Source organism: Niallia endozanthoxylica, assembly GCF_008710145.1.
GTDB lineage: Bacteria > Bacillota > Bacilli > Bacillales > Cytobacillaceae > Bacillus_BD > Bacillus_BD endozanthoxylica.
In genome coordinates this window covers 97858-115630 of sequence record NZ_VYKL01000037.1, presented here as the reverse complement: position 1 = coordinate 115630, position 17773 = coordinate 97858, and the positions used below count along the sequence as shown (strand labels likewise).

Here is a 17773-nt window from a genome sequence, read left to right as displayed (position 1 = left end):
TCTAATCATATAGATATTCTTATGGTGAAAGGGTCGCCGCAACGGTTATTTCTGAAAATTGGTGAGATTGACTAGTTTAATGATTTTAAGAAACTTGTAGCTTTCGCTGGAGTGGACCCTATTGTATTCGAATCTAGTAAGTTTACAACCACCAAGAATCGTATCACGAAACGCAGATCTATTGGGCTTCGTCATGCCTTATATATATCCGTGCATTGTGCCATTCGTGACTGTAAGGCTGACGAGTCATTTCCTTTGTTTCTAAAATATTTTGTTCCGCTCCACCTGGATTCATTGTTCCACAGCCAATCATGCCAAGCCCGCCAGCTTCTGAAACAGCAGTACTTAAGACCTTATAGGTAATATTTCCTATCTCTCCTTGAACAGTTGGATACTGTATTTTTAATTGTTCACAGACTTAGTTCATTACAATTTCCACCTTATCAAGAATATTTTGTTATGTTATAATAATATGAAAATTATAATAATTAAAAAGGAGATTTTGTTATGCTTATTCCCTTTAAAGAAAAAAAACCGACTGTACACGAAACTGCATTCTTAGCTCCAGGTTCTTATTTAATTGGCGATGTTCAAGTTGGTAAAGAGACCTCTATTTGGTTCAACGCTGTTTTACGCGGTGACGAAGATGTAATTATTATTGGCGACCGCTGCAGTATTCAAGATAATACAACCATCCATTTATTTGAAGGCGCCCCGGTTGTTGTTGAAGATGAAGTGACTGTCGGTCACAATGTAATTCTTCACGGATGTACGATTAAAAAAAGATGCATTATCGGAATGGGCTCCACTATTTTAGATGGTGCTGTTATTGGGGAAGAATGTATCATCGGAGCAAATACACTAATACCATCTGGTAAAGTCATTCCACCACGATCGCTTGTCATGGGTTCTCCAGGAAAAGTTGTTCGAGAATTAGCCGATAAAGATTTAGAACTTATCCAACTATCAATCGATACTTACGTTGAAAAAAGTTACATGTACAATGATATTCTCAAATAAACTACTTACACAAATGATTGTAGTTTAACTAGTACTTTATACTACCATTAGTTCTATTAGTTTTTGATGCTATTAAGGTCTCGATACCATCATTTTCCCCCGCTATTCTTGACCTTTAGCGCTATCAGCAACCTCATTGCTTTTTAAAAAATTAAGGCATCCATAACACTACCCTTTATCTAGTATTATGATGCCTACTCAATCTATTTTCACAAAGCTTGTGCTTGTGATTCTGTTCCCCAATCCCACTAATAGAAAGAAATTCTTCTCCATTATAATCTGTATCCTTTTTTCCTAGATTATTATCTTCCTGAAAAACCGCTTAAAAGAAACGGCTAGTAGACTCCGCTAACAGTTTATAATATTGATTAAATATTTGTCTCTTCTCCTCGGGGATGTTATACATAATGGCTCTCTACTTTCCATCCCATTCATGTGGATCCAATTTATAAATTCTTTTCGCTGCCCCGTTGATTCGACTTACCCCTCTTTCCGTGAGCACAATAGCTTTTATTTCCTTTTCTCTCGTATTGAAGTAAACCTTATTTCATCATCCACGAAACCGCAATCGCAAAGTCACACAAGCAGATTAGGGGTAAGTGGCCATCTATTTGATACTCTTTTTCGCACTCCTATATATGATGGGCAATTACTTTTACATCCTCATCAAAAGTCAAATTTTATATTATTCATAAAATTTAAAATATTATTTACATCAATTTCCGCATATGCTATATTCATATCTATATTACACTTTTAAAACGAAACTTTATAATTGTGTATTATAAATTTTATAAATGGAGGTTAGATATATAATTTTTTTATTCAATCGTAATGGGCATCATAGAAATATACATAACTGATTGTCAGAAACAAAAATCAAAGTGTTATAGGGAGAGGGGATATGTATGAAAAGCCCAATTCAAGAATTATCTGTACCACTAAAAGAAAAAGGTATTCCTTACAACAGCATAATCCAAACAAATGAGTTTAAGGAATTATTACAAAAGAAAAGATCATTCATTATTCCAACAACTATCTTTTTTCTAATCTTTTATTTTTCATTACCATTACTAGCTGCATACTCCAAGGTATTACACACAGAAGTCGTTGGTCCTATTCCAGGCGCTTGGCTATTTGCCGCTTTACAGTTCTTAATTGTCTGGGTTTGTGGTTTTATTTACATCAAAAAGTCGGAACAATATGATAATTTATCTAAAGATATTTTGCAAAAATATAAAAAGGAGCTAAGTGAATGAGTACTATTTCAATCCTGCTTTTCATAGGTATTATTGCATTAACCCTGATTATCACATACCTCTCTTCAAAAAAGACAAAAAGCACCAGTGATTTTTATACAGCAGGGGGAGGACTTACCGCTACTCAAAATGGTTTGGCAGTTGCAGGTGATTTTATGTCTGCCGCTTCCTTTTTAGGAATAACAGGAGCGATTTCATTAATTGGATTTGATGGGTTTTATATGAGTATTGGAAATCTATTAGGTTTTCTATTTTTACTTTATTTAATTGCAGAACCTATGCGAAATTTAGGAAAATACACACTAGCCGATATGATTACATCTCGTTTTCCATCTAATAAAGTTCGTGGTACGGCAGCAGCTAGTACACTTGTCATATCCATTTTTTATATGATTGCTCAATTGGTTGGCGGCGGCGGTTTGATAAGTTTAATGTTGGGAATAGATTATTGGGTGGCTGTTGTCATTGTCGGTGTTTTAATGACTGTGTATGTTATTTTTGGAGGAATGACTGCAACAAGCTGGGTTCAAATCACAAAGGCGGTACTTTTACTTGGAGGATCCTTTATCTTAACCTTTTTAGTTTTTGCTAAATTTGATTTCAGTATCATACAAATGTTTGAACAAATCAAGTCAGCAAGTCCATTTGGAGCTGATTTAGCAAACCCAGGAAACAAGTATAGTAATAATTTAGATATGATTTCCCTTAATATGGCTCTTGTTCTTGGAGTAGCAGGATTACCTCATCTACTTATCCGCTTTTTCACTGTAAAAGATGCCGTAACAGCAAGAAAGTCTGTTTTCTACTCTACATGGTTTATTGGTGCTTTTTTCCTTATGGTTGTCTTCCTTGGATTTGGGGCTACCGCTTTTGTAGGATGGGACAATATCGTAGCTGCTAATCCAGCTGGAAATATGGCTGCTCCGATGCTGGCGCTAGCAGTTGGTGGCGATTTTTTATTTGCCTTTATATCAGCAGTTGCCTTTGCAACCATTCTTGCCGTCGTTTCAGCTCTAGTCTTAACATCCGCATCTGCTTTCGCACATGACATTTATGGACAAATCATCAAAAAAGGAAATATCACGGAAAAGCAGCAAATGAAGGTAGCCCGTATTTCTTCCATTGTTGTCGCAGTTACATCTATCGTTTTAGCATTAGCGGCCCAGAATTTAAACGTTGCGTTTTTATCCGTGCTTGCTTTAGGAATTGCAGCAAGTGCAAATCTCCCAGTCATGTTATTCACAATCTATTGGAAGCGATTTAATGCCACAGGTGCGGTAACAGGAATGTTAGTTGGATTAATTAGTTCAGTTATTCTTGTAATGCTAAGTCCAAATGTATGGAATCCTGAACCAGGTTTAGGCATTTTCACGGGAAATCCACTTTTCCCATTAGCAAATCCGACTATACTTACAGTTCCATTAGGTTTTATCGGAGCATATGTAGGAACAGTCCTATCTTCTAAGAAAAGTGTTAATACAGGCCGTTATGAAGAGGTCCTGTTTAAATCCAATACCGGTTTTGGAATAAGTGCCCCTGAGGAACATTAATACTTTTAACTTCATTCACCAATCTACTTCGGCAGGGAGAATCTGATTAAAGGCGGGAATAAACATGATTAAAGATTTAACAGAACAAGAAATACACCAGAAATACTATAATGAAATCTATCAGCATTTTGAACAAGAACCTTATGCACAATTTCTTGGTATTAAACTTCTAGAGCTTAAGGAAGGAACCGCAATGGCTGAATTAGAGATAAAAGACCATATGTTAAACACACACGGAACCGTGCATGGAGCGATTATCTTCGCCTTAGCTGATTATGTATTTGCCGCTGCTTGTAATTCATATGGAAAAACGGCTGTCGGTTTGAATACTGTGGTTAATTTCATGGCTGCAGGGATGAAAGGTTCCCGAATAAAAGCAATTGCGGTAGAAGAAAAGAAAAATAACCGTACATCATGGTATAAAATCCGCGTGGAAAGTAACGGAGAACTATTAGCTTCCATGGAAGCATTAGCCTATCGTAAAAACTCTTATTTTGTTCCGGTAGAATAGTAAACTAGTATCATAAAAGTGACCCGTTAAGTCAAAACTTAACGGGTCATCTATTACTATTATGGTTCGATTCTATAAAACTAACCCCTATTCAATGCTGCAAGACTTTGCATCGCATGATCCATTTGTGACTTTGCTTCTTCGATCATACTAGTAAACAATTCCTTGACGGTTGGAATCGTCGTGACTAGACCTGCAACTTGTCCGCTATTCATATAGCCATTCTCCATATCCCCGAAAACAGCTCCTTTAATATGGTGATCTTCTGAAGTCAACCTATTAAACTCTTCTAAACTTAGGCCATCATTTTCTGCTTGTCTGATTTTTTCTGCATAATCAGTATGCAGGACTCTCCTCACACGCCCGACAGATCGCCCTACCACTCTTGTATCGGTATCGCTTGCCTTGAGAATCCTTTCTTTATATATATCATGCAGCTGAGCTTCTTTCGTAGCAATTAAACGCGTCCCCAGTTGAACACCGGTTGCCCCAAGCATGAGAGCCGCAGCCAGCCCTTTCCCATCACCAATTCCACCTGCTGCAATGACTGGAATGGATACAGAATTCGTAATTTGCGGGATTAATGTAAATGTAGTTAATTCAAGATTTGAATTAATTCCAGCCGCCTCAAACCCTTCAGCTGCTAGTACATCTGCTCCTGCTGCTTCTGCTTTTTGGGCATGTTTCACAGAAGCAACTACCGCAATCACTTTGATTCCGTATTGATGTAGCAGCTGTATGAATGGAGCTGGATTGCCAGCAGATAAAGAAACAACAGGTATACAATGTTTAATCGCTAACTGAATTAATTCAGTTACATAGGGATTCACCGTTAATGCAATATTTAACGCAAAGGGTCGCTTAGTCTTTTCCTTTGTTTCCAAAATAATGGTTTCTACTTGTTGAGGGTCCATGGTTCCACAGCCGATTGTGCCCAGCCCGCCTGCTTCAGAAACAGCCGCCGTTAGCGCCGCATGGCTGATATTGCCCATTCCCCCTTGTATAATCGGGTACTTTATCGAAAACTGTTCACATATAGATTTCATTCCCATCTCTCCTCCTTTTAAGCGTTATGAAACAACAATAAACAACTATTAAATTACCAATTTTCAAACAAATAAAAGTCTGCGATTCTTTTAAATACTAAAATCCTAGGACAAATTGTCCTAGGGTGTTCTATCTTGATAACTAATTATAGAAGATTCTTCAGCATTATAGTCTTTATCTTTCATTCCTAAATCATGCTCTTCCTGAAAAATCGCTTCAAAGTAACGACTAGCCGGCTCTGAAAGCACTTTATAATATTGGTTAAACAATAATGCCGCATGGTTTCCAATCCAACGTTCAGGCAATAATTCTTTCGGAAGAAAAGGATCAATAAATAGAAACTTTCGATAAACATGAACCAAATTCGCTCTTTCGATAAAACATTCTTCATCAGTCATCTCACCGCTTTGAATAACGCTTTGATGAACAATATAATTTTTACTATATTTATCAATAAATTCTTCATATTTTTCTCCAATTTCATCCAGATGCCAACATTTCTCCACTAATTGGGAATCCGGCTGTGGACCAATATGTTGGGAAAGAAAAAGATGAACGTATTCTTCTATTTTATATTTACTGACTAATAAATGAATTTCTTTTTCAAAGTTATTAGGCGATACCCAGCAACCACTCGATAGATTACCAAAACCGCTCCATTGCAACTCTTTTCTAAAATCATCACGGACTTGTCTTTTTTCTTCGGGAATATTATACATGACGACTCTCCACTTACCGTCCCATTCGTGTGGATCCAATTTATAAATTCTTCTAGCGGCCTCATCTACACGACTTATCCCTCTTTCAGTAAGCTCATAATAACTCTTATTCCCTTTTCGTTCTGATTGAAGCAGCCCTTGTTTCATCATTCGCGAAACCTGCACACGTACAGCCTGCTCATTGTAGCCAAAGGGTTTTAATAGTTGAATTAAGCTGCCAATCCAAATTTGACTTCCATAATGGCGTATGTAATCACCATATAGAGTTAGGATCATTGATTGTGTCTTACTCATTTAACTCACTCTTTTCTATTCGCCTCTTTGTACAAACTGACAATGAAGCACAAAGAATTCTAACCCCCCTTTAGGAGCAACTCTTACGCTTACTCTTCGGAGTTACTCCTATCATATCTAACTTTTCAATAGTCTAGCAACTACTTCCCTATAAAAACCGGCGTTCTTTTTTCACTGAATGCGGCCAATGCCTCTAGACGATCTTCCGTAGGAATCGTTAGTTCATATGCTTTAGACTCAATCGCTAAGCCCGTTTGAATATCAACATTCATTCCATTATGGATTGCATATTTAGCCTGTTTTAACGCAACCGGTCCATTTTTCAGCATTTCGCCAGCAAATGATTTACAAGCTTCCACTACATTCTCATTACTTACGACTCTTGTTAAAATTCCCCACTCATATGCTTCCTGTGCAGTCAGTTTTTTGGCAGTGAAAATAAGTTCTTTTGCTTTCATTTCCCCGATTAATCTTGGCAAACGCTGGGTTCCGCCCGCACCAGGAATAATCGCCCAGCTAGTCTCTGTAAGACCTACTTTAGCATCCGGAACAGAGATGGCAAAGTCACAAGCCAAGATTAATTCAAACCCTCCTCCAAACGCGTATCCATTAACGGCCGCAATGGTCGGCTGCGGGAGCTCAGCAATATGATTAAAAACATCTCTTATTGCTTTTACATTTCTACGAACTTCCTGTTGTGATAATGTTTTGCGTTCCTTTAAATCTGCCCCCGCACTAAAAGCTTTGTCACCAGCACCTGTAAAAATAACGACTCGAACTTCTGGGTCCAATTCAATTCTATCTACGGTTTCTGCCAGTTGGTGTAACGTATCATAATCGAAACAATTTAACACCTCCGGACGATTGATTGTAACTAAAGCAATATGGTCTTCAACGCTGTATAATACTTTTGACATTCTTTAAAACTCCTTTCATACTTAATCGTTTTACGCTATAAAAATACCCTTATCCGACATCAGTCAAATAAGGGATATCAAATTCGCCCATCGAATTTGCGTCCGGATTTTTATCGAGCGAGCTCGATAAATTACCCTAAAAAAATCCGAGACATCCGCTGGAGACTTAACTTCATTCAGCCGGGGTTTGGCCCCCCACTGAATCGGAGAACTTTTTGCATTCCCTCCCCACTTATAGAAGTGAGGGACTTCTGTACCTACCGCAAGCTTTCGGTACAAAAAACATTTGCTGAATGAAGTTAAATTAGTCAGCAATATTTTCCACAATTGCAGCTATACCTTGACCTACCCCAATACACATGGTCGCAAGTCCGTATTGAACATCCCGTTTTTTCATTTCGTAGATTAAAGTGGTTAAAATTCTAGCACCACTTGCACCTAGCGGATGGCCGAATGCTATTGCTCCCCCATTTACATTGACCTTCGATTGATCAAGTTCTAATTGACGAATACACTCTAGCGATTGCGAAGCAAAAGCCTCATTTAATTCAACTAAACCTAAATCATTAACGGACAAATTAGCTCTTTGTAACGCTTTTCTTGAGGCAAAGATCGGGCCAAGCCCCATGACTCTCGGCTCTAGACCAGCGGTCGCACCGACAACATATTTGACTAACGGCTTTAGATTCAACTCTTTCGCTTTCTCAGCACTCATTATTAAAAGAACTGATGCACCATCATTAACCCCGGAAGCATTTCCTGCTGTCACGGTTCCACCTTCAAAAATAGGCCTTAATTTGCCTAAGGTTTCTAATGTAGTATCTGGTCGCGGATGTTCATCTTTATCAATAACGGTTTCATTTCCTTTGCGGTCTTTCACAACGACTGGAACGATTTCCTCCGCAAAGCGATTTTCTTCCATTGCTCTTTTGGCTCTTTGCTGGCTTTCAAAGGCAAATTGGTCTTGCGCACTCCGAGAAATCTGATAATCTTGCGCCACATTTTCAGCTGTTTTCGGCATTGTTTCAGCACCATACATTTTCTCTAATGCAGGATTGGTAAATCTCCATCCAATGGTAGTGTCCTGAAGTTCCATAGAGCCGCGCGGATAATCAATTTCAGGTTTTCCCATGACATAAGGAGCACGTGTCATGCTTTCCGTACCACCGGCAATATAAATGTCGCCTTCACCAATGGCAATCGCTCTTGCGGCATACATGACTGCATCAAGACCTGAACCACATAGACGGTTAACCGTCGTTCCTCCAACTGTAATAGGCAGACCTGCTAATAGAGCGGACATTCTCGCTACATTTCGATTATCTTCGCCTGCTTGATTCGCATTTCCTAATACCACTTCTTCAATTTCATCAGCCGGAAGATTTGGATTTCTTTCTAATAGTGCCTTAATGGCAACCGCTCCTAAATCATCCGGACGTACATTTTTGAATACACCTTTATATCTTCCAATCGGTGTACGAACCGCATCAACAATTACAACTTCTCTCATTTTGTCGCCACCTCTTTTTCCTTTACGCTGTAATCATATACCCCTTTACCTGATTTACGTCCAAGTCGTCCTGCCTTCACATATTGTTCCAGCAATGGAGCCGGGCGATATTTTTCACCTAATTTTTCATGCAAATATTTTAAATTATTTAAGCGGGCGTCTAATCCAACTAAATCTACCAGCTCAAAAGGACCCATTGGATAATTCAAGCCTAATTTAATTGCCTTATCAATCTCTTCCGGTGTTCCTAAACCCTCTTGCAGCATGTAGAACGCTTCATTTCCTACAAGGGCAGAAATTCGACTTGTTACAAAGCCAGGGAATTCATTAATCACAACTGTTTCTTTTCCCATTTTCTCTGCTACTTCCCTAATAGCCTGTGCTGTTTCATCACTTGTTTCAAGGCCGCGAACAATTTCCACAAGCGGCATTTTATGAACAGGATTAAAGAAATGCATAGCGATTGTTTTTTCAGGACGCTTTCCATACGATCCAATTTCTGTTGGACTCATCGTTGACGTATTCGTTGCAAATAAACACTGTTCCGGTACAATTTCTTCCAATGATTCGAATACAACCCTCTTAATCTCGGCCTTCTCCGGAACCGCTTCAATTACAAGATCTGCATCGCCAGCTGCTTCTTTCACCTGCGATGCAAAGAAAAGTTTACTCTTCGCAACTTCGACTTGTTCTGCCGTCATTTTCCCCCGGGCTAACCCCTTATCAAAAATTAGATATAGTTCTCTTTGAGCATTTTCTAACGCCTTTTCGTTTGTATCATATAGGGTAGTTTGAAACCCACCAACTGCAGCCACATAAGCGATACCTCTTCCCATCACACCGGACCCAACTACTACAATGTTATTAATCATCAGTCTTCCGCTCCTCTTCCAATTATGTAAAGGAGAGACTGTTCCCCAATGTCGTCGGTTACTGCCATCGCAGCAGCACCCGACTTTTTCATTAGTAACAGACTCTCTGGACGTTATGATCTTACAGACCTAGTGGATTTAATGGACGACTACCGTAGTAAGACACAATACTCTTCGTCTCTGTATATAAGTCTAATGTTTCAATACAAAGCTCTCTTCCAAAGCCGGATTGCTTATAACCTCCAAAAGGAGTTCCCGGCATAGCTGAAAATGGGCAGTTCACCATGACAATACCCGCTTGAATTTGACCCGCTACACGTTGCGCACGTGCTCCATCTTTCGTCCAAACAGCAGAGCCTAAACCAAATTCTGTATCATTTGCTAATTTAATTGCTTCTTTTTCATCTTTAAACTTCATAATCACGACTACAGGTCCAAAGATCTCCTCTTTTACCACTTTCATATCATGATTTACATTTGCAATGACAGTAGGCTCATACCAGAAGCCGTTTTCAAATCCCTCGACTACCGCCTTCTTGCCCCCTGCTAGAATTTCCGCTCCATCTTCAATCGCAGATTTTACATAACCATCGATAACCTCTACTTGGTTCTGATCAATAATCGCACCTACATGTGTTGCTTTATCAAATGGATCGCCCAGCTTTATTTTCTTTGTTTTCTCAACGAATTTGCTGACAAATTCATCGTAAATATCTTCATGAACATATAGACGAGAACGCGCTTCACAAGATTGACCTGTATTATAGAAAATTCCATATAATGAGCCATCTACTGCAGCATCAATATCAGCATCTTCAAATACTAGATTAGGAGATTTACCTCCAAGCTCTAATGTTACACGCTTCAACGTTTCTGACGCTCTTGCCATAATGTTCTTCCCAATTGGCGTAGAGCCAGTAAACGCTACCTTATCTACTTGCTTATGTTCTACTAAATAATTCCCTACTTCTGAGCCTGAGCCAGGAACGATATTGACAACACCTTCAGGTACGCCAGCTTCAAGACAAATTTCACCTAGAATAATAGCAGTTAGCGGAGTTAATGAAGCAGGTTTTACAACGATTGAACATCCTACTGCAATGGCAGGAGCAACTTTCCATGCTGCCATCATTAATGGATAGTTCCAAGGTATAATTTGCGCACAAACCCCAACTGGCTCTTTTTCTGTGTAGTTATGGAATTGCCCCGGCATTGGATTCACTCGACCGCCGTGCGAAACAATCGCACCAGCGTAGAATTCAAAGTCTTCAATCGCTTGGTTTACTTGACCTTGAGCTGTTTCTAAAGATTTACCTGTATCCAGTATTTCTAACTCTACTAATTCATTGAATCTTGAACGCATAATTGCCGCAATCTTGTTTAAAACGCGTGAACGCTTATTAACAGGGAACTTTCTCCATTTACCGTAATCAAATGCATGACGTGCGGCTTGAACTGCTTTTTCGGCATCTTCTTGTGTAGCTTTAGCAACCTCTGCAATTAACTCGCCTGTAGCTGGATTATACGTTTTAATTGTCGCTCCGTTGCTGCTTTCTACTTTTTCTCCATTTATAATTAAGTGATAGAAATCTCTTTTCAATGTATTCTTTTCTGTAATAGTTTGTTGAGTTGACATATTTTTCCGCTCCTTTTCGTATCCTGAATTAATTGCCCGTAAAAACGGGTTTTCTTTTTTCAATAAAGGCCTGAACGCCTTCCTGGTGGTCCTTTGTCAAACCGGCAATTCTTTGCCCTTGTGCTTCTACTTCTAAAAACTCTTCAAACGAAAGGGTATCGGCGTGTTTTAAATTTCGCTTGATTAAACCAATTGCTTTCGTCGGTAACTTCGCTAAATACCCAGTAAACTGAGAAACCTCTTCCTCCCAGTTTTCTGTTTGAATAACCTTTGTGACTAGCCCTAACTCTTTCGCCTTTTCAGCTGAGATTTTCTCTCCTAAGACGGAAATTTCCACAGCTTTCGCATAGCCAACAAGGTTTTGCAAGAAATAAAGATTCCCAGAGTCAGGAATTAAACCTATATTTATAAAAGCATTTATATAGCTTGATTTTTCGGAAGCAAGCCTGAAATCGCATGCTAGGGCTAAACTGAATCCAGCTCCTGCTGCTACCCCGTTTACTGCTGCTACAACTGGTTTTTCCAGGCTCATAATACTTTTCATCATTGGACCATATTGTTCTCGTAATACTTGGCCATGGTCCATATTTTCATCGACATCAGCTAAGTCCTGGCCTGAACTAAAGCCGCGTCCTGCCCCTGTAAACATAAGGCATCTTACATTATTGTCTTTTCCTGCTTCTTTCACTGCCGCTGTAATTTCGGCGATCATCGTTCGATTAAAGGCATTTAATTTATCTGGTCTTGATAACTCAATCGTTGCTACTCCATCTACAACCAAGTATTGAATCGTTTCGTACATTTCTCGCTGCCTCCCTATCTTCCTCTAAATTCTGCTTTTCTCTTTTCGATAAAAGCCTGCATTCCTTCCTTTTGATCTTGAGATGAAAACAATAGATAGAAGTTTTTCCTTTCATACTGCATTCCTTCGTATAAGGAATAGTCAACAGCTTTATTGATCGAGTCTTTAATTAGTCTTAAAGATAAAGGAGGCTGCTTTGCTAATCGTTTTGCGAATTTCATACTTTCTTCCATTAATAATTCTTCTGACACAATTTGGTTAATAATCCCATATCGCAAAGCCATTTCGGCTGGAATGCGATCACCTGTCCATACCCACTCTAACGCTTTTGCCCGGCCAACTATTTTAGTTAACCGCTGTGTACCGCCTGCTCCTGGCATCACACCAAGCTGAACCTCTGGGAAAGAAAATTGTGTTCCGTTTGCAGCGATGAGAATATCTAAACTTAAGGCCAACTCAAATCCCCCGCCAAATACAAATCCCTTAACAGCTCCAATAATTGGTTTTTTGATAAGAGAGATTCGGTCCCAATCGGCAAATTGGTTTAATAATTCCATTTGAACGGAATCATTCCCAGCCATTTCGTCAATATCTGCCCCTGCGGAAAAAGCTCGGCCCTTTCCAGTCACTAAAATGGAAACCACTTCATCATTTTGATCAAATTGTTCAAGGGCGGTCACAATTTCCCGAATCATTTTTCGATTTAAAGCATTTAACTGCCTAGGACGATTTAGTTGAATGACACCTACACCATCCTCTATAAATCTTTCAATATATTCAAACGTGTTCATTCTAAATCCTCACCGATCATAAAGGAGACAAGATCACCTGCAAAACTCATCACATCTTTTCCTGATGCCTTACCTTCAGGAGATTTCATTCCAGCCTTTAAATCCTCCAGACTGTCATAATACATTTCACAAATTAAATAATATTTCGCCTCTCCTCCCATTGGAGAACCAGTTCCTTTTGTCACTTTCATTTTGCGAAGACCAGGAATTTTTTCTGTGATTGGCACATGGACATTGAAATAGTGCTCATCAAATGCTGCTTTGTTTTCCGGTTGTTTATAAAATGCAATTAGTTTTATCATTGTAGTTCCCTCTTTTCACATCGTAGTTGAGATCAGCTTCATTGCTTCAAATGGATTTTTACAGCTTTTACAATAAAGGATGCTGCGACATGCTGTCGGTCCGAATATATTTTCTAATGTTACATACGTTGAGCCGCAATATGGACAATCCACATGCCATGACCCGTCTTCCTTCATATGTTTAGGCGGAGCGGCGATACCAAACTCTTTTAGACCTTGTACCCCTTTTTCCGTGATTCGCTCGGAAGTCCATGGAGGAGAGTTAATGAACGTCACCGTTGTCTCCTCCACACCCTCTAATTCATTGACAGCCTTTACAATATTTCCTCGAATGATTTCCAGAGCAGGGCACCCAACAAATGTTGGCAGAATCTCAATCTTCACCGTATGATTTTCGATTGTGATATCTTCTACCATTCCTAAATCGATAATGCTCACTGTATCAATTTCAGGATCTTTGACATAGGCTAATACTTGTAACACATCTTCTTTTGAACATTGAATAGTTGCGTACATGGTGTGACCCCTCTTTTCTTTATCCCTTACCAAGCAACCGCAGGATTTATATCGTACACTTCACTTAGGATAGAAAGTGCTCCCTGTAGATCTTTGGTGTGGTCCCCGTTTCTACCATTTAATTTGCCGGTATCAAAGGTCTCAGGTATTTCTAATTGAACGGATTCCAATACAGGAGTAATCGTATCAATCCATTTTTGTTTTAATACACTTTCTGTATCAATTAAGTTATAAATTTTTATTAATTCCGCATCTTTCCCAAAGGAAAAGACATCAGTGAAATCATTCATCACTTGCACATATGCATCTTTCATACGCGCTTTCGCTTCATCCGTTGAACTAAGTAATTGAATAAACCAAGTCTTCCAGTGCAGTAAATGATAATGTAATTCCATATCAACCTTTACAGCTACGTCAGCTAAAGGCTGATATGAGCTTTGTTTTAATGATTGTATTTTTACTTTTTTAGCCGTTGTATAAAGATAATTCCGAACAACCGCATATGCCCAATCATATTGTGCATTTTCCATATAATGTCCCGGCCCGTTTACTCTTTCTACTAAAATACAATTCTTTCTTTCATGAGATTGACGAGCATGGGCAAGATCATCAGCATTTCCTTCCCCTAACTCTTCAAGCAAACGATAAAACATCGCTGCGTGCCCCATGCTGTCCTGGGCAATGGAGGATGATGCCACATCTTCTTCAATATGAGGTGCCAGCCCTAACCATTCAGATCCACGATAGGCATAAAGAAAATCGTCGTCTGCTAATTGGTATAGAAGCTTAATAATTGCTTTTTTATTTTCTGGATTTAATGTAGTTACACTCATTTACTTTGCTCCTTTCCCCAGGACAGAATTTCTTTTTCATCAAACATTTTTTGCTCATAATGACGCCATTTTTTCTTTAAATAACCATACCCTTTTGTATTACGATACTCTTTGTTATCCAGTCGGTTTAAGATTTGCTTTTCCTCTTGATCTAACCCGCGGATATTTGTACGATTCACAACCCAAATATCATAAACCGGTTCTCTTCTCATAAAGTTTTCTTGTGCCATCACTAGTGCCATTTCTTCATTTGGTGCAAGAAGACTGAATTGGTGTTGAAATGAAGCGGTAGGCGTTCTTTTGCTGAATACTTCATATTCTTGGTAAAATGTTTTCGTTTCGTTTGCCATTTCTTGGTCCCCCTCCCGTTTTATCAGTTAATCACTGCCGCTAATGCATCTCGAACCCAAGCATTGTTTTCATAGGATGTACGACGCAGATTTAATCTTTCCTGAGAACGCGGCCCTTTATTTTTAATGATTTGCTTAAATTCGTTCCAATCAGGCTGCTGATAAATCCATGTTTGTTTTTCCTCATCAAAATGAATAGTCGGATCAGGAATGGTAAGCCCTAGCGATAAAATTCTTGGTATATATTTCGTGAAGAAGTCTTGACGAAGTTCTTCATTTGATTTTGGACGAATCTTATATCTAATTGTTACATCCTGTTTAGATGTCCCTGTCGTATCACTGCTTGCTGGACCGAAGAACATAAGAAGTGCCGGCCACCATCTGTTTAGCGCATCCTGGATCATTTCTTTTTGTGCCTCTGTTCCTTCCGCAAGCGCCATAATGATTGCTTCCCCGTGTTGAGCATGAAACACTTCTTCTGCACATATACGATGCAAGGCTCTGGCGTATGGGCCGTATGAAGCATTTAACATATTTGTTTGAGTAATAATCGCTGCCCCGTCCACAAGCCATCCAATTAAGCCTGCGTCACCCCAAGTCTTTGTTGCCATATGGAAGACATTATGGAATTTTAAATCTCCTTTAAATAAATCATCCATTAAATCTCCTCTGTTTTTTCCGTAAGGTTTTAATAAATCTTCTGCTACACGTAATAATAATTGTCCATGTCCCATCTCATCCTGTACTTTTGCCATAATGCCAAGCTTACGTTGTAGGGAAGGAGCTTTTGGAACCCACTCTTTTTCAGGCAGAGCTCCCATAATTTCACTAATTCCATGCATAGAGATTAATTTAATCAATGCTATTCTATATTCCTCAGGCATCCAGTCATCTACTTCGATCTTCTCACCATTTTCAATTCGCTGCATAAATTGTTCTAGTTTTTCAGATTCGTCAACAACCGAAGATATATTTATCATTTTTATTGCCTCCTTATCTATATAACAACTTTATAACGTAATTATAATTTATTGTTATATTAAATGCAACCATTTTCTGATAATTTTATATATTTAAAAATTGAAGCCGTTATATCCAGTGATATCAAGTGTTTGTCAGCCCTTATACCCCATTATATTTAGTCTTTATATACAAACTAAACAACAATACATAACCTATGTATTCCACATTTTCTACTTATTTGTTATACATTTTAGGACATAAGAGAGTCCTCATTTCAAAGAAAACTCTTGGACTTCTTATTTTGGGATTATCTCCTCGATAACTGGCCTATACTGATTTCACTTAGACAAAAAGAAAACAGGCATAACTCCATTGTTGTAGGAATTATGCCTGTTTAAGCGCAGTATATTTATTTCACATTATTACCAATGTTCGAAATTACTGAAATACTATTATTGCTATTATTTACTTAACTCTCATTTTCCCACTTAAAAGTCCTATTCTATACCAGTAATGCTTCTTCTCTCCGGTCAATGACACGTATAGCTTTCCCATCAGATCTTGGAATGCTTTTTGGAGATAACACTTTTACATTCATACTTACTAAACAATGGTTTTTCATTGAATGTTGAACCGCTTTCTTAATTAATGCAATAGATTCATGATCCATATTTCTATTTACTTGTTCATAGATTCTTTCAGTAATTTCTACATGAAGTTCTACAATATCAAGATTGTCATTTCTTTTCAGCTGCACTTGATAATGCGGGGCAATCTCATCCATTTGAATTAAATAATGTTCAATTTCCGACGGGAATACATTGACACCACGAATAATCAACATGTCATCTATACGACCTTTTACACGTGACATTCTTGTAGTGGTTCTGCCACATTTACACTTTTCTCTAGTAATTGATGCAATATCACCCGTACGATAACGTATAACAGGAAACGCTTCCTTCGTTAAACTAGTGAAAACTAATTCTCCTTCTTCCCCATCAGGAACTGGTTCAAGAGTATCTGGATTTATGACCTCTACGATAAAGTGGTCTTCTGCAATATGCAGACCATCTTGTGCTTCATGACATTCCATTGCCACACCTGGTCCCATGACTTCACTTAAACCATAAATATCACATGCTTTTATATTAAGTGATTCTTCCAATAATTTTCTCATTTCCTCTGACCATGGCTCCGCTCCAAAAATACCGAACTTTAATGAACTTTCGCGAGGATTTTGACCTTGAGCACTCATTTCTTCAGCCACTTTTAAAATATAAGATGGTGTTCCAGCAATAACTGTTGGTTTAAAATCCTCAATAACCGTTATTTGACGCTCTGTATTTCCTCCTGATATTGGAACGGTTGCCATTCCAAGTTTTTCTGCACCGTAATGAATCCCCAAACCGCCGGTAAACAACCCATATCCATAGGCATTTTGGAAGACTCCATCGGGCTCCCCGCCTGCAATGGCAATAGCTCGTGCAACTATACTTGCCCAGTTTTCAATATCATTTTGGGTGTATGCAACAACGGTTGGTTTTCCGCTTGTACCCGATGAAGCGTGAATTCGAACAATATCCTTCATATCAACAGCAAATAAGCCATAAGGATAGTTATCTCGCAGAGCCTTTTTCTTTGTAAAAGGAAGTTTCTTTAAATCTTCAATAGATTGGATGCTCTCAGGTGATAGATTTCTTTCTTTAAACTGATCTTGATAAAATGGTACTTTGTTATAGACCCTCTCAACTGTTTCTTTTAAGCGTTTTAACTGAAGCGCTTCCATCTCCTTACGCAAATAAGTTTCCTCTCTGTGGATAATCATCTTCTTCTCTCCTTCTCATAATTATTTCAATTTTCTAAAATATAATATAACAA

At 38.6% G+C, this 17773-nt stretch carries 19 protein-coding genes and 1 pseudogene; 5 read left to right on the top strand and 15 right to left on the bottom strand.

From position 1 onward, the window contains the following. Window positions 1-23: 23 nt before the first annotated feature. Window positions 24-249, top strand: a pseudogene (locus F4V44_RS21370) (IS110 family transposase); the annotation flags it as partial. Here the strand turns inward: F4V44_RS21370 and F4V44_RS21365 are convergent. Next, window positions 179-364: a nitronate monooxygenase gene (locus F4V44_RS21365; RefSeq protein ID WP_263406673.1), complete on the bottom strand. Its 186-nt coding sequence runs from the start codon at window positions 362-364 to the stop codon at window positions 179-181. The pseudogene F4V44_RS21370 and the gene F4V44_RS21365 sit on opposite strands and share 71 nt — an antisense overlap. A gap of 143 nt (window positions 365-507) precedes the next feature. On the opposite strand from F4V44_RS21365, the gene F4V44_RS21360 reads away from it, so the two are divergent. The 4 genes from F4V44_RS21360 (at window position 508) to F4V44_RS21345 (ending at window position 4340) form a co-directional block, all read left to right on the top strand. Continuing rightward, on the top strand, window positions 508-1020 hold the full coding sequence (locus F4V44_RS21360; RefSeq protein ID WP_150442035.1) for a gamma carbonic anhydrase family protein: 513 nt from the start codon (window positions 508-510) through the stop codon (window positions 1018-1020). A gap of 908 nt (window positions 1021-1928) precedes the next feature. Beyond that, window positions 1929-2279 carry a DUF485 domain-containing protein gene (locus F4V44_RS21355; protein ID WP_150442034.1) on the top strand — a complete coding sequence of 117 codons (351 nt, stop codon included), beginning with the start codon at window positions 1929-1931 and terminating at the stop codon, window positions 2277-2279. Next, entirely contained in the window at window positions 2276-3829 is a 1554-nt protein-coding gene (locus F4V44_RS21350; protein WP_150442033.1) for a solute symporter family protein, read from the top strand. The genes F4V44_RS21355 and F4V44_RS21350 overlap by 4 nt, the downstream gene beginning before the upstream one ends. A gap of 64 nt (window positions 3830-3893) precedes the next feature. Further along, window positions 3894-4340, top strand: coding sequence for a PaaI family thioesterase (locus F4V44_RS21345; protein ID WP_150442032.1), 447 nt, complete (start codon window positions 3894-3896; stop codon window positions 4338-4340). An 80-nt stretch (window positions 4341-4420) separates the two neighbouring features. Here the strand turns inward: F4V44_RS21345 and F4V44_RS21340 are convergent, their stop codons facing one another. The 14 genes from F4V44_RS21340 to F4V44_RS21275 all read right to left on the bottom strand — a co-directional run bounded on the left by F4V44_RS21340 (window position 4421) and on the right by F4V44_RS21275 (window position 17720). Continuing rightward, window positions 4421-5386 carry an NAD(P)H-dependent flavin oxidoreductase gene (locus tag F4V44_RS21340; RefSeq protein WP_150442031.1) on the bottom strand — a complete coding sequence of 322 codons (966 nt, stop codon included), beginning with the start codon at window positions 5384-5386 and terminating at the stop codon, window positions 4421-4423. 120 nt (window positions 5387-5506) lie between these two features. Beyond that, entirely contained in the window at window positions 5507-6400 is an 894-nt protein-coding gene (gene paaX / locus F4V44_RS21335) for a phenylacetic acid degradation operon negative regulatory protein PaaX (RefSeq protein WP_150442030.1), read from the bottom strand. 140 nt (window positions 6401-6540) lie between these two features. Next, window positions 6541-7317 carry an enoyl-CoA hydratase-related protein gene (locus F4V44_RS21330; RefSeq protein WP_150442029.1) on the bottom strand — a complete coding sequence of 259 codons (777 nt, stop codon included), beginning with the start codon at window positions 7315-7317 and terminating at the stop codon, window positions 6541-6543. A 304-nt stretch (window positions 7318-7621) separates the two neighbouring features. Then, entirely contained in the window at window positions 7622-8827 is a 1206-nt protein-coding gene (locus F4V44_RS21325) for an acetyl-CoA C-acyltransferase (RefSeq protein WP_150442028.1), read from the bottom strand. After that, window positions 8824-9699 carry a 3-hydroxyacyl-CoA dehydrogenase gene (locus F4V44_RS21320; RefSeq protein ID WP_150442027.1) on the bottom strand — a complete coding sequence of 292 codons (876 nt, stop codon included), beginning with the start codon at window positions 9697-9699 and terminating at the stop codon, window positions 8824-8826. Before F4V44_RS21320 ends, F4V44_RS21325 begins: the two co-directional genes overlap by 4 nt. Window positions 9700-9820: 121 nt before the next feature. Then, window positions 9821-11335 (bottom strand): aldehyde dehydrogenase family protein, encoded by a 1515-nt coding sequence (locus F4V44_RS21315; protein ID WP_150442026.1) that lies wholly within the window; start codon window positions 11333-11335, stop codon window positions 9821-9823. A 28-nt stretch (window positions 11336-11363) separates the two neighbouring features. Continuing rightward, window positions 11364-12137, bottom strand: a complete 774-nt coding sequence (locus F4V44_RS21310) for an enoyl-CoA hydratase-related protein (protein ID WP_150442025.1) — start codon at window positions 12135-12137, stop codon at window positions 11364-11366. Between the two features lie 14 nt (window positions 12138-12151). Then, complete coding sequence (locus F4V44_RS21305; protein WP_150442024.1) at window positions 12152-12928, bottom strand: enoyl-CoA hydratase/isomerase family protein; 777 nt, start codon at window positions 12926-12928, stop codon at window positions 12152-12154. Continuing rightward, window positions 12925-13230 carry an EthD family reductase gene (locus F4V44_RS21300; protein WP_150442023.1) on the bottom strand — a complete coding sequence of 102 codons (306 nt, stop codon included), beginning with the start codon at window positions 13228-13230 and terminating at the stop codon, window positions 12925-12927. The genes F4V44_RS21305 and F4V44_RS21300 overlap by 4 nt, the downstream gene beginning before the upstream one ends. Before the next feature lie 15 nt (window positions 13231-13245). Further along, window positions 13246-13746: a 1,2-phenylacetyl-CoA epoxidase subunit PaaD gene (gene paaD, locus F4V44_RS21295; RefSeq protein ID WP_150442022.1), complete on the bottom strand. Its 501-nt coding sequence runs from the start codon at window positions 13744-13746 to the stop codon at window positions 13246-13248. Between the two features lie 26 nt (window positions 13747-13772). After that, on the bottom strand, window positions 13773-14579 hold the full coding sequence (gene paaC, locus F4V44_RS21290; RefSeq protein ID WP_150442021.1) for a 1,2-phenylacetyl-CoA epoxidase subunit PaaC: 807 nt from the start codon (window positions 14577-14579) through the stop codon (window positions 13773-13775). Continuing rightward, complete coding sequence (paaB, locus tag F4V44_RS21285) at window positions 14576-14929, bottom strand: 1,2-phenylacetyl-CoA epoxidase subunit PaaB (protein ID WP_150442020.1); 354 nt, start codon at window positions 14927-14929, stop codon at window positions 14576-14578. The genes paaC and paaB overlap by 4 nt, the downstream gene beginning before the upstream one ends. Window positions 14930-14952: 23 nt before the next feature. Continuing rightward, on the bottom strand, window positions 14953-15909 hold the full coding sequence (gene paaA, locus F4V44_RS21280; RefSeq protein ID WP_150442019.1) for a 1,2-phenylacetyl-CoA epoxidase subunit PaaA: 957 nt from the start codon (window positions 15907-15909) through the stop codon (window positions 14953-14955). A gap of 485 nt (window positions 15910-16394) precedes the next feature. Then, entirely contained in the window at window positions 16395-17720 is a 1326-nt protein-coding gene (locus tag F4V44_RS21275) for a phenylacetate--CoA ligase family protein (RefSeq protein WP_150442018.1), read from the bottom strand. Between the last annotated feature and the right edge of the window lie 53 nt (window positions 17721-17773).

Bases quoted from the DNA above. Each gene is read 5' to 3' on its own strand.
- F4V44_RS21300 (WP_150442023.1), bottom strand. From the start codon at position 13,230: ATGATAAAACTAATTGCATTTTATAAACAACCGGAAAACAAAGCAGCA.
- F4V44_RS21355 (WP_150442034.1), top strand. From the start codon at position 1,929: ATGAAAAGCCCAATTCAAGAATTATCTGTACCACTAAAAGAAAAAGGT.
- F4V44_RS21275 (WP_150442018.1), bottom strand. From the start codon at position 17,720: ATGATTATCCACAGAGAGGAAACTTATTTGCGTAAGGAGATGGAAGCG.
- paaC (WP_150442021.1), bottom strand. From the start codon at position 14,579: ATGAGTGTAACTACATTAAATCCAGAAAATAAAAAAGCAATTATTAAG.
- F4V44_RS21320 (WP_150442027.1), bottom strand. From the start codon at position 9,699: ATGATTAATAACATTGTAGTAGTTGGGTCCGGTGTGATGGGAAGAGGT.
- F4V44_RS21350 (WP_150442033.1), top strand. From the start codon at position 2,276: ATGAGTACTATTTCAATCCTGCTTTTCATAGGTATTATTGCATTAACC.
- paaA (WP_150442019.1), bottom strand. From the start codon at position 15,909: ATGATAAATATATCTTCGGTTGTTGACGAATCTGAAAAACTAGAACAA.
- F4V44_RS21330 (WP_150442029.1), bottom strand. From the start codon at position 7,317: ATGTCAAAAGTATTATACAGCGTTGAAGACCATATTGCTTTAGTTACA.
- F4V44_RS21360 (WP_150442035.1), top strand. From the start codon at position 508: ATGCTTATTCCCTTTAAAGAAAAAAAACCGACTGTACACGAAACTGCA.
- F4V44_RS21305 (WP_150442024.1), bottom strand. From the start codon at position 12,928: ATGAACACGTTTGAATATATTGAAAGATTTATAGAGGATGGTGTAGGT.
- F4V44_RS21310 (WP_150442025.1), bottom strand. From the start codon at position 12,137: ATGTACGAAACGATTCAATACTTGGTTGTAGATGGAGTAGCAACGATT.
- F4V44_RS21345 (WP_150442032.1), top strand. From the start codon at position 3,894: ATGATTAAAGATTTAACAGAACAAGAAATACACCAGAAATACTATAAT.
- paaD (WP_150442022.1), bottom strand. From the start codon at position 13,746: ATGTACGCAACTATTCAATGTTCAAAAGAAGATGTGTTACAAGTATTA.
- F4V44_RS21340 (WP_150442031.1), bottom strand. From the start codon at position 5,386: ATGAAATCTATATGTGAACAGTTTTCGATAAAGTACCCGATTATACAA.
- paaX (WP_150442030.1), bottom strand. From the start codon at position 6,400: ATGAGTAAGACACAATCAATGATCCTAACTCTATATGGTGATTACATA.
- F4V44_RS21315 (WP_150442026.1), bottom strand. From the start codon at position 11,335: ATGTCAACTCAACAAACTATTACAGAAAAGAATACATTGAAAAGAGAT.
- F4V44_RS21325 (WP_150442028.1), bottom strand. From the start codon at position 8,827: ATGAGAGAAGTTGTAATTGTTGATGCGGTTCGTACACCGATTGGAAGA.
- paaB (WP_150442020.1), bottom strand. From the start codon at position 14,929: ATGGCAAACGAAACGAAAACATTTTACCAAGAATATGAAGTATTCAGC.